This is a genomic window from Bacillus sp. KNSH39 (genome assembly GCF_052656585.1).
In genome coordinates this window covers 553655-566142 of sequence record NZ_JBQXYO010000001.1, presented here as the reverse complement: position 1 = coordinate 566142, position 12488 = coordinate 553655, and the positions used below count along the sequence as shown (strand labels likewise).

Below are 12488 nucleotides of genomic sequence, written 5' to 3'. Positions count from 1 at the left end.
TTATTTCTCCCTTCACCTTATATATCTTTCGTATCTACGGCTTATATTAAAGGTGAAAAAAGAGAGCACAATTAAGCTTACATTAAAATCTGGTGAGAAATTGCTGAATTTTAGGAACTAAAAAACCGTTGTACTATAAAATAGCACAACGGATACATCCCTCCTCATTATTAAGGGATAAGTCTTGTACAGTCTCTTGGAAAAGCACTAGCCTCTCGTACATTTGTTAATTCTAATAGTTTATATACAATCCTTTCTAACCCAATTCCGAAACCTCCATGTGGTGGACAACCATATCGGAATGTATTTAAATAAGATTGAAATTTCTCTGGATGTAATCCTTTTTCTTTAAACGAAGCGAGTAACAATTCATAATTATGAATTCGCTGTGCCCCTGACGTTATTTCTAGCCCTTTATATAATAAGTCGAATGAATCAGTAATAGCTGGATTCTCTTTATTTTGCATCGTATACATCGGTCTCGCTTCTTTCGGATAATGTGTAATGAAAACAAATTCACTATTATATGTTTCCTTTACATATTTCCCTAGTAACTTTTCACCTTCTGTATCTAAATCCCCTACAGGAGATTCTTTACGATACTTACTTTTCAAAATTTCTTGTGCTTCTAACAATGTAATTTTAGGTATTTCAGTAATAACAGGTACTTCTATTTGTAATAGTTGTAGTTCTATTTCACATTTTTTCGCTACTTGTTGAAACATATATCGTAAAACATCCGTTTCTAGTTGCATCACTTCATAAAAATCATGAATAAAACCAAGTTCTACGTCTAACGATATATATTCATTCAAATGACGGGAAGAATTATGATGTTCCGCTCTATATACAGGTGCAATTTCAAAAACTCGTTCTAACCCACCTGCCACCATCATTTGCTTATAAAACTGTGGTGATTGTGCTAAATAAGCTTCTTTTTGGAAGTATGGAAGCTTAAAAACATTTGCTCCTCCTTCTGCCCCTTGCGAAACAATTTTCGGCGTAAAGATCCGTGTGAAATCGTTCTCTATAAGAAATTCACTAAAGCTCTGAACGAGTGTAGATTTCACTTTAAAAATCGCTGCGGTTCGCTCATGCCTTAATGATATTACTCGCTCATTAAGTAGTTGATCTAAGCCAACTTGTAACTTCTTTTTATTTATTTCAAATGGAAGTGGCTCTGCACCGTTTATTACTTTCACTTCATGAGCAAGTACTTCAACACCCAATTCTGTTTTCGACGTCTCGACTGTTTCACCGATTACATGGACAACACTTTCTACATCAACTTTATATCCGGCCAATTCATTTTCTAATACACATTGAATTACTCCTGTTCTGTCCCGTAATAATAAAAAACTAACATTTCCAAGATGTCGAATCTTTTTTACCCATCCTTGAAGTAATACAACCTTTCCGCTTTTCTTTGTACATTCTTTTGTGAGTGAACGCTTCATTATTGAATCCATTATTTTTCCCTCCAGTAATTTTATATTTATTTACGTTATTGTTGTCATCGTCATCATCCACGGTCACTCACCCCCTTTCAAAGAATACAAAAATCCGCCCCTATAAATAGGGACGGATTTTTTCCGCGGTACCACCCAAATTGTCATATTGACCATCTTAGCCCTGATAACGGTAGGTACCGTTTGCTTTTACTAATAATCACGTTCAAAGCAACACTCACAGGTGTCTTTCCATCATGCGGTATCGCAACCTTCCCAGCAACCAGCTGCTCTCTGTAGACCTTTGCACCATGTACTTTTCCTGATCATCACTTTTTATATTTACAGAGTATTCTAACTCCTTACTTTATAAAATGCAAGCCTTTTTTAAAACATTCTGATTTTCTAACTCCTAGATTCTTCTAAAGTGTGAAAAGTTAATTTTGTAATACATATTCTTATGTATTAAATCCAAAATTACACCTTTAACATTTTCCAATTTTTACATAAAAACTAATTCATTTACGCATATTAATAAAAATTTTAAAGCGAGGTGTGTTTATGCAAAAAGCAATTAGTTTCTTTCTCCTTTTGTTTTGCTTAATTGTAGTAAACGAAACGTATGCCTATTCACCAAAATCTTTACCAATCTCTCAAAACTCTGATCAATGGCAAGTGAATATTGATAAACCGAAAAAAACAAACAAGAATATGCTTCAAGCTAAAAAAGATGAATTTCAAACATATCATTTTTCAGTAAAGAATGTCGGGAATAGTGAAGTATATAATGTAAACGTCGAAGTATTCCGCAACGAACCAAATAAGAAAACGAAATATGAACTCTTTTCCCTAAAGGAAAGTCGTTTGGCAAGTGGAAAAACTGGATTTGAACACGCTAATTTACCCGTTGCTACAAAAGCAGATGAAGTTGATGTTATTATTACATGGCAAGAACACCCATTCCGATCGATGCGAAATGGTCAAAAAGTTGAATCTAGAAAATTTAAAGAGCATTTTGTTTTTAAAGAAGCCAAAAAGTAAATGGGATACGGATATATTCACACTATCATTGATATAGCTTTATTTACTAGTACCAGTTCTTAAGCAAATTAAAAAGTCGTGGCTTATAATGCCACGACTTTTTATATTAATTCGTACTAATGCCTCTCGCTGCCCAAATGCGATCGATATCAGCAGCATGTTGTCCGCCATATAAAAGAGCATCCGCTTGCTTAATCGCTTTCGCTCCATCACTGAATTTAGAGTTTGGTGTTAATGACCAGTGTGATTGTAAAATGATTTTTGTTGCTACATCACGGCCAAAAGCTTGTGCCATTTCGTATTGGCCTTGAGCCCAAATTTCACCATCATCATGCACTTCATTCGTTATATCTTTCGGATATACTTTATTCGTATCTAATCGGCGTAAGCATGTTGGATCTGAACTAGAATAAGCTGTCGCATCCCATTCTCCAACACATGCTTTACCATATCCAGTAGTCGATACAGCATCTTCATACGTAGCACCTAGGAAGTCGCCAAATCCTTCTCCCATCGCTCCGCCTTCTGCTGAACTACCAAAGCCAGGAACTTGGTTATCTTGGATTGAATGTCCGTATTCATGTGCGATAATTCCAGCATCTTCTGCATCATCAACACCGCCAGTACCAAATGTTAAAGCTTTCGTTGTCGGTGAATAGAATGAGTTATCAGCTGTTGTTCCATTCACATTCACTTTAATCGAACGATTATTAATATTTTTAAATCCTAGACTTTGAATGTAACGTTGCAATGTGTCGATATGATAGTACGACATAACATCTTCAAAGCTATCATTTGCGCGTGTATAGTTAAATTGTAAATTCGTAGATTTTGTTCTCGCTTTTGAAGAAATCGTTACATACTCTCCAATTAAAAATCCTGTTCCATCTAAACCTTTTAACGTAACAGTTTTCAGTTGGTTCGTTAGAGCTGTTGAATCTGCATCGTTATTATCTTTTAAGCCTACTTTACTACCGCTAGATACAACTGGGTTAGGTAAAAATACTTTTCCTGACCCTTCAGCTTTTCGGTTTATATCAACCTTTTTAATTAACTTTCCATTTTCTGCATCAATAAATGTTTCCCATGCACCAAATGGATTATTAGAATGGACTACAACTTTATATACTGGACGAGCAATTCCTTCTTCAACAATATATCCAAACTCTTTATCTGTAGGAGCCCATAAATTTTGCTCACTTGCTTCTCCAACATACGCCATTGATTTTTGTATTGCATCTTTTTCACTAATTTTTGTCGTTACTTCCTTCACACCTGTAACAGGCTGATAATCAGAAACAGCGAGTACTCCCTTTCCCTCTCCGTTAAGCGTAACTGTTATTTGTTTTGAAAATACAGGTGCACCATTAACAACTTGTTGGAACCTAACATATGAAGCTACTGACGTTTCTGTTGTAGAAATATATTGCAAGTCTGAAAGGTCTGTTTTCAATCCATACTGCGCAGCATTTTCTTTTAAATATTCAGTTGCTTTTTTCTGTGGCGAATAAGCTTCTAACTTTACTTGCTGTTGTTTTTCCAATGCCGAAACCGTAGAAATCGTCCCCATTACTAACGGTACAGTCATTGCCATTGCCACCATTTTTTTATTAAACATAGAACCACTCCCCCTAATAAAGTAGCTCAACCTTATCCCGTTACCACTAGGCAATCATTCCCCGCAAAATGGATGGATAAAAATTGAATCTACGAGTAATTCTCTATGAACACTTCTATTACCTTTCCATTTAGGGTAAGTGAAATTTTCTCAATATTTATGTATAAATTGAACACAATACTGTAGAAATATATTTCTACAGTATTGTGTTCGGTACGCTATGAAAAAAGACAATTGCTAGTGGTCCTATCGAATGTATAGTCAAATAAATTCTAATCATACAAAAAAGGAAGTTGGAATCATTCCAACTTCCTTTTTTCTTTAATTAGCTGCACTTAATTTAATTCTAAGTTTTGTTTCACCTAAAGAAAGTTCATCATCTTCGTTCGTTAAGTGACCAAATGTAAATTGTTTAACGAGTAAGTTTTCTTCCAATAAATCTTTATGGTTCGTTAACGTTCGCTGTAGTTCTTCTTCTGTATCAAGAATAATATCGACTCGTAAATTAACTGGTAAATTCAACTGTTTACGGTATTCTTGAACCGCACGAATGAATTCACGCGCTACTCCTTCTTGTAACAATTCTTCCGTTACATTCGTATCTAACATAACTGTATATTGTCCGTTAGTCGTATTAGAGAATCCTGATTTTGCAACTTTCTCAACTAACACATCTTCAGCAGTTACAACTACTTCTCCTTCTGGTGTTGCTTCGTAAACTGCTCTTCCTGTTGATACAAAGTTTTGTACTTCTTCTTGTGATAATTGTTTTAGCCAACCATTCACTGCATTCACATTTTTACCGAATTTTGGCCCCGCTGTTTTAAAATTAAGCTTCAATTGATATGATGTGTATTTTGTTTCATCGAGTTCAACATGGAACGCTTTTACATTTAACTCATCCATAACGATATCACGATAAGATTCCCAATCCATATCATTCTCGTTATGCTCAAGTAATACAAGTTCTGCTAGCGGCTGTTTTACTTTTAAAGAATGCTGATTACGGTTACTTCTTCCAAGTTCAACAACTTGTAAAACAGCATCCATTTCCGCTTCTAATTTTGGTTGAAGTAGTGATTCATTTACAACTGGATAATCGGCTAAATGAACGCTGCTTCCTTCTAAATTTAGATGAATGTCTTCCGCGACAAACGGTGTAAATGGTGCAATTAATTTACTAATTGTTACAAGCACTTCATGAAGTGTCTCATACGCAGCTGCTTTCTCAGCGTTCATACCAGATTCCCAGAAACGATTACGTGAGCGTCTTACATACCAGTTACTCACTTCATCTACAAGTGCTGCAATTTCACGAGCTGCATTCGTAAATTGATAATCATCAAGTGCAGTTCTCACTTTTTTCGTTGTACTATGCAATCTTGATAATACCCATTCGTCTAATTTCGTAAGCTTTACATCATACGTTTCTTTCGGATTATACTCATCTAAATTTGCATATAAAACGTAGAAGCTATACACATTGACTAATGTATCTACAAATTTAGATTTCGCTTCCAGTACTGTTCTTTCAGAAAAACGCTTCGCATTCCACGGGGCACTATCAACAAGTAAAGCCCATCTTAGCGCATCTGCACCAAATTTATCTACTAAATCAACTGGATCTAGTGCATTTCCTTTGCTTTTAGACATTTTCTGCCCTTCTTCATCTAAAACATGCCCTAGTGATAACACTCGTTTATACGGTACTTTTCCTGTATATAGTGCTGATACTGCTAATAAACTATAAAACCAGCCGCGTGTTTGATCAATTCCTTCTGCAATAACATCCGCTGGAAACTGCTCTTCAAATAACTCTTTATTTTCAAATGGGTAATGATATTGTGCAAATGGCATAGAACCACTATCAAACCAAACATCAATCACTTCTGGTGTACGATTCATTGTGCCTCCGCATTTCCCGCAGCAGACTTGCACTTCATCTACATAAGGCTTATGCAATTCCAAATCTTCTGGTGTTTCTTTCGTACTATTCTTTCTTAATTCGGCAATGCTTTTCGGTGCGAACTGATGATCACAACTTTCACATTCCCATACATTCAATGGCGTTCCCCAATATCTATTTCGGCTAATATTCCAGTCCACCATATTTTCTAAAAACTTACCAAAGCGCCCATGTTTCATATGATCCGGATACCAAGTAACAGAATCATTATTTTGTAAAAATGTATCTTTAATTGCAGTTGTTCGGATTAACCAACTTTCTCCTGCATAATAAAGTAGTGGTGAATCACAACGCCAGCAATGCGGATAGCTATGTTCATATTTTTCTTTATGATACAGTAAACCTTCCTTCGCTAAATAACGAACGATATCCACGTCACAATCTTTTACAAATTTCCCTTTCAAAAATGGTACTGCCTCTGTATACTCACCTTTTTCATCTACAACGTGCAAGAATGACAATCCTTCACTTTGAACAACTCTATAATCGTCCTCTCCATATGCTGGAGCAATATGAACAAGTCCTGTACCACTATCTCCCGTTACAAAATCTGCTGCAATAACGCGGTAACCATTTGTAACTTCTTTCATCGGAAATGGCGCTGTATAAGATGTGTTTAATAATTCTTCGCCTTTATGAACAGATAATACTTCATAGTTCTCTTTTAATACTTCTTGTACACGTTCTTTCGCAACAATGTATACATGACTTTCTTGTTTTGCTTTAACGTATTCCATATTTGGATGGACAGCAAGCGCAACGTTTGCTGGAAGTGTCCAAGGTGTCGTTGTCCAACCTAAGAAATACTCATTTTCACTATCTTTCACTTTAAACTTCACAGTTGCACTTAAATCTTTTACTGTTTTATACCCTTGCGCAACCTCATGTGAGCTCAATGAGGTTTGGCAGCTTGGGCAGTATGGTGAAACTCTATGTCCTTTATATAACAATCCTTTTTCATGAATTGTCCCCAAAATATGCCATACACTTTCGATATATGGATTCTTTAAAGTTACATATGGATCATCCATATCTACCCAATAACCAATACTTTCAGTGAATTCGCGCCACTGCTTCTCATATGTGAAAACACTCTCTTTACACTTTTGAATAAATGGTTCAATGCCATATTCTTCGATCTCATGTTTACCAGAAATACCAAGTTGCTTCTCAACGCCTAATTCTACAGGTAAACCATGTGTATCCCATCCTGCTTTTCTTAACACTTTATAACCAGCCATCGTTTTATATCTTGCTACTAAGTCTTTAATTGTTCGTCCAAGTGCATGACCTACATGCGGTAGTCCGTTCGCCGTTGGTGGTCCTTCATAAAATACGAAAGACTGTGCGCCTTCTCGATTCTGAATTGATTGTTCGAAAATATTTTGTTCGTTCCACTGTTTGCGAATTCGCATTTCTCTTCCTACAGCTGATTCTTTTACATCTACTTTTTCCATATACAATCACTCCTTTGAATATTTTAAAGCACACAAAAAACCCGTCCCTATAAAGTAGGGACGGGTTTACCCGCGATACCACCCTAATTCTATTAGCTTTTTCACTAATAGCACTTAGCAACATACTATCATACGTGTTCTTTGTAACGGTAGACATCCGTCCGGGCTTACTTACTTTCAGCCTCGGCTCCTCGGAGATGATTTTCAAATAACGTCTGCACACCGGCTTTCAGCAATATACCGGCTCTCTGGAGAACAGCTCACTATTTTACTCTTTCTCGTCTTCAGATTTGTATACTTTGTTAAAAGTTATTTTATGCCATTTAGCAACTAATTGTCAACTAATTCAAAATATATCCTTATCTTTTTCCCCTATTCTTATACAATTACTTTTCAAACTCTCGCAATGCTGCTAAATTTTCATCATCCTCAATAAGTTCAGCAAAGAATCCCGATTCATCCTCACGAAGGACAAATTCAAGCTCTTCCTTCGCCTCTTCATTTCTATTTAACTGTGCTAAATAACAAGCTCGATCATATCTTGCTAACAAATCACTCGCGTCAATTATTAATACTTCATTTGTTATTTTTTCTGCCTTTATCGTTTGGCCGGCACCATGATATGAAGATGCTAAAGAAAGAAGAATTGCTGTTTCATTTGGATGATGTATAGAAGCATTTTCTAATACATGAATTGCCTCTTCAAACCTTTCTTGACTTTGATATATTTCTCCTAAAGCAAGAAATGCTCTACTTACAAACGGTGTTTGCTCTGTTAATTGTAAGATAATCTTTTCTGCTTTTCTTTCTTCCCTTGCTTTAAAGAATACTTGTGCTTGCAGAAGAAGAGTATCATAATCATCTGGTAGTTCTCGAACCATTTGTTTCGTTAATTCCAAAGCATCTCTTAACATATCTTCTTCCTCGCACTCAACGAAAAGATTTACAAGTTGCTTCGCTACGTCATAATCCCATTTATTTTCTAGTGACGTGTGCAGAATCTCTATTGCTTCTTTATTCATCTCTACATTCTCATAAAATAGCGCAAATCGCTGTGCTGCCATACTATTTTTCGGATTTAACTTTAAAGAGATTTCATATAAATCAATTATCATAGTAACCATTGAAATTTCTTTCGCACGATTTTTCATACGATAAAAAGCTCTCGTAATGATAGATCGTTTTGGCTGTTCATGCAGCTGGCGTTCAATCCATATTTCCGTAACTGCAGCTGCAGCATACATGAATGCTGTACTCCTTTCTGCTTTTTTCACCTTTAACGTATGAAGAAAATCTCGTATGTTAGACAATTTTTTATGTTGCTCTACTGCTTTTACATAAACATCAAATATACGTTCATTATCAAAATCTTTTTGTATTACTTTCATTGCAACTTCAATTGCTTTTACATTTCTTTTTTTCACTAATACTTTTGCATAATGATATAGAACTTCTATATGCTCACCATCTAATTGTAGTGCGTATTCAACCTGTGCTTGTTCTTTATCTATTTCATTCATCGCTCCGTACACATATGCAATCGCATCTAAACGCCATATTTCAGGTACTTCGTCCACTAATTGTTCTAGTTCAGTCAGCAATTCTTCCTGAAGATTCATATCTACTGAAAGCTGTGCTAAATATTCCATATTAATATGCAACGGCTCTTCTTTCATCGCCTGAACCATATGACTTTGTTCTTTAGAACGGTTTTCTTCTTTTTCGTATATTTCCGCAAGCTGTAAATGTACACCTACGAAATTCCCATCAAGCTCTAAACATGTTTCATACGCTTGTTTTGCTTCCGTCAATTGCCCTAATGCCATAAGTGTTTCACCAATTCGGTAATACGGTAATGCCGTTTCCATTTGTTCTATCGCCTTATTATATCTTTTCATCGCTTGGCCGTACTGTCCAATAGATTCATATAAAATACCTGCATAACAACCGTACTCACTTACTTCATTTCTTTCTTTGTGTAACGTTCTTAAAAATGCTATACCTCGTTGTACAAATTCCGTTCCTTTAATTCGATTCACATATTCATCTAACGCACTTGCTACATTATAATCACTTTTCTTTATACCATTTTCTAACTTAGATAGTGCTACTTTAAACCCTTCTTCATTTCCACCAAGTTCAATTTCAGCATCCCATAAAACCATTCCTGCATTCATGAGGAAATCTTGGCTCTTTTCAATTTGCTTCTCAAGACCAAGTATATATTCTTTTGCTTCCTTATATTGTTCTCTTGCCATATAAACTTGTGTAAGTCCGAAGTGAGAATAAACATCCTCATCATTTTCTTCTAAAGCACGCTTATACAATACTTCTGCTTCTTCCAAGCTATCATTTTGAAAATGATAATCACCTAATTTTACGTAAAGAGGTGCTTTATCATCACAATTCTCAATACCGTTTAATAAAATTTCTTTCGCACTTTCCTCATCCTTCAAATCAGATTCGTATATTTCCGAAAGTTTCGTATAAATGTAAGGTGCATTACTATCCAAACGAATCGCTACTTTAAGCCCTTTTATTGCTAAATATAATTTCCCTAGTTGATGTGCACATCTCGCTCGTTCATACCATACATGCGCTTCATATTTATACTCTTTTAACAAGTCATTAAAGATTTCATATGCTTCTTCATATCTTTCTAAATCTATTAATATTAAACCGTGATTTGTTAAAGTGAACCTTTCAGGACTACGCTCTAACGCAACTTGAGAGTATTGCAATGCTTTTTCAGATTGATCAATATACATATAGGATAAAGCGAGAAAACTCCAAGCAATAGGCTGATCTGCGTCTAATTGTAACGATGAACGAAAGCTTGAAATCGCTTCTATATAACTTTCCTGCTCAAAAGCATATCTTCCGTTTATTAAATGATATAAAGCACGATTATTTTTCTTCTCAACGCTTGTCAGCATTTGCTCCGCTTTCTCTACTTCTTGAAGACGAATAAAACACTGTGCACCATGCAATTTAACAAAGTCCGAGTTCGGAAACTTTTCCATTAACTTATCGATACAATATAAAATAAATTCTTTATCTACTTCAACATCTAAGTGCTTTATCGTATATAACCACGTATTTGGATTATCACTCGTTTCTTTTAAAAATTGTACTAAGTTACTAATCCCCTCTTTGTCATGTTCATCTAAATGATCCGTAAGAGAAAAAATAGATTTAAAGTAACGATTTTCTTCCTCACTTAGAAACGCTAGTTGCTCCTTCTTTTCTTTCGGAACAAACGTGATTGCTAAACAGCCTGTATAACGATATTTTTCTTGTAATTTACTATATTCCACAAGAACTGGTTCTATAAAGTTTGGATCTTGAACATAGAAAGCTTGCAATGTATCATCATATCCAGATAGAACTTGTACGTGTGAAGCATGCTCAATATCTATACTTAATAAAACAGGAATTCCTTCGTCAATCAGTCTCTTATAATTCTCTTCATTCCCTTTAAAATAACGATATTCATAACCTAATTCTTCTAAATAAGAAACAGTATCTGAAAACTTCGAACCTGTCATATCAAAAATAAACTCTGCTATTTCATCTTGTGTACGTTTCTCTCCCCATATACGCAACATCATCTCTAAACTTGTCGGAACACAATAATTATCCTTTTGTACAATAGGAACTATCGGCAAGTGAACCTTTTTTCCATCCGGATTTTTTTCTAAATTATGATATAAAGATTCTTTTAAACTCTTTTCTTCTTTTAATAGTTTTTGTAAATCTGCAAATTTATTCATTTTGTACAGTGCTTCTGCACGTAAATGTACAAAGTAAGTATTATAGGCATGATACGGCAGCTGAGTATTTATGTTATCTATTACCGCTAACATCTCTTCATATCGCTCTAAATCTAATAAATACTTTATCTTCTCAAAATGAAAATATGGTACTTGTGGGAATTTTACAATTGCATCATCGATTAACTGTATCGCGCGTTTTTGTTCTCCTTTATTCGCATACAATTGTGATAATAAATAGGTAGATAACTCTTCACAATCTTTATGCTGCATGCCAGCAATAAATTGTTCTTCCGCTTTCTCCCATTCACCTGTATGCATATAAACGTAGCCCCATTTATCAAACACTGCGCGTGCACTGTACTCCTCTGCTTTTTGCATATACATTAACGCTTCTTCGTTTCGTTTCATTTCTAAAAGACATCGTACTAACGTAAAATATGTTTTCGCTAAAAAATCTGCATCTATTTCTTCTTTATTACTCTCTTCTAAAGTTTCTTTTAACAGCTGCTCTGCTTCAAGAATTTTCCGCTCATCAATTAACTCATCACAATATAAAGAGAGCGTTCTCATATTTGGGAATTTTTTATAAGCGTAACGAATGAGGAATGAACTGTATTGGTGCATAAGCCCTTCATCAGTAAGACGAATTAATATATCGAACTCCTTATGCGAAGGAATATTGGCAAGCCAATTCTTCACATAGGATAAAGTATTCGTTTCTTTTATATATGCAATTTCATTATTTATTTCCTGTAATCCATCTACAAATCTCTTGTCTTTTAAACAAGTTTCTAACTGCTTAAAATCTAGCATGCATTCACCTCGAATTTATATTTATACTGCTACTTGCTTAGATTTTACACACCATATAGTATGTATTCAACTAAAATCTCTTATAATGGATGGTATTAATTAATATTATTCAAATTTATAACAAAATATAGTAAAAATGATTGTCTTTCTCTGTATTTTGTTTGATTATATAGAATAACGTAACATGTGTATCCTATCTTTTGTTAGTTAAAAACAGTACATGAAATTATATCGGCGATAATTCAAATATATCAGCGATTCTTTCATTTTATCGGCGATTTTCAAATTATATCGACCGATTCTTAACATTTATCAGCGATTATATGTCGAATATCGACTTATCGACATTAAACGACAATCCTTATACAT

The 12488-nt window shown here is 34.9% G+C and carries 5 protein-coding genes and 2 other annotated features; of the genes, 1 reads left to right on the top strand and 4 read right to left on the bottom strand.

The window, feature by feature from the left end; all coding sequences use genetic code 11:
• Positions 1–170: 170 nt before the first annotated feature.
• Positions 171–1469, bottom strand: coding sequence for an aspartate--tRNA(Asn) ligase (aspS, locus tag ACUL40_RS02875; RefSeq protein WP_000377334.1), 1299 nt, complete (start codon positions 1467–1469; stop codon positions 171–173).
• A gap of 105 nt (positions 1470–1574) precedes the next feature.
• Positions 1575–1787: a binding site (T-box leader), on the bottom strand.
• 222 nt (positions 1788–2009) lie between these two features.
• On the opposite strand from aspS, the gene ACUL40_RS02870 reads away from it, so the two are divergent.
• Entirely contained in the window at positions 2010–2489 is a 480-nt protein-coding gene (locus ACUL40_RS02870; RefSeq protein WP_001167912.1) for a hypothetical protein, read from the top strand.
• 106 nt (positions 2490–2595) lie between these two features.
• Here ACUL40_RS02870 and ACUL40_RS02865 read toward each other — a convergent pair whose 3' ends face one another.
• The 3 genes from ACUL40_RS02865 to ACUL40_RS02855 form a co-directional block, all read right to left on the bottom strand.
• On the bottom strand, positions 2596–4107 hold the full coding sequence (locus ACUL40_RS02865) for a M36 family metallopeptidase (RefSeq protein ID WP_000482275.1): 1512 nt from the start codon (positions 4105–4107) through the stop codon (positions 2596–2598).
• A gap of 321 nt (positions 4108–4428) precedes the next feature.
• Entirely contained in the window at positions 4429–7530 is a 3102-nt protein-coding gene (ileS, locus tag ACUL40_RS02860; protein ID WP_000416536.1) for an isoleucine--tRNA ligase, read from the bottom strand.
• 53 nt (positions 7531–7583) lie between these two features.
• Positions 7584–7824 (bottom strand) — a binding site (T-box leader).
• Positions 7825–7916: 92 nt separating this feature from the next.
• Positions 7917–12119, bottom strand: coding sequence for a bacteriocin-processing peptidase family protein (locus tag ACUL40_RS02855; RefSeq protein WP_139846914.1), 4203 nt, complete (start codon positions 12117–12119; stop codon positions 7917–7919).
• Between the last annotated feature and the right edge of the window lie 369 nt (positions 12120–12488).

Bases quoted from the DNA above. Each gene is read 5' to 3' on its own strand.
- ACUL40_RS02865 (WP_000482275.1), bottom strand. From the start codon at position 4,107: ATGTTTAATAAAAAAATGGTGGCAATGGCAATGACTGTACCGTTAGTA.
- ileS (WP_000416536.1), bottom strand. From the start codon at position 7,530: ATGGAAAAAGTAGATGTAAAAGAATCAGCTGTAGGAAGAGAAATGCGA.
- aspS (WP_000377334.1), bottom strand. From the start codon at position 1,469: ATGGATTCAATAATGAAGCGTTCACTCACAAAAGAATGTACAAAGAAA.
- ACUL40_RS02870 (WP_001167912.1), top strand. From the start codon at position 2,010: ATGCAAAAAGCAATTAGTTTCTTTCTCCTTTTGTTTTGCTTAATTGTA.
- ACUL40_RS02855 (WP_139846914.1), bottom strand. From the start codon at position 12,119: ATGCTAGATTTTAAGCAGTTAGAAACTTGTTTAAAAGACAAGAGATTT.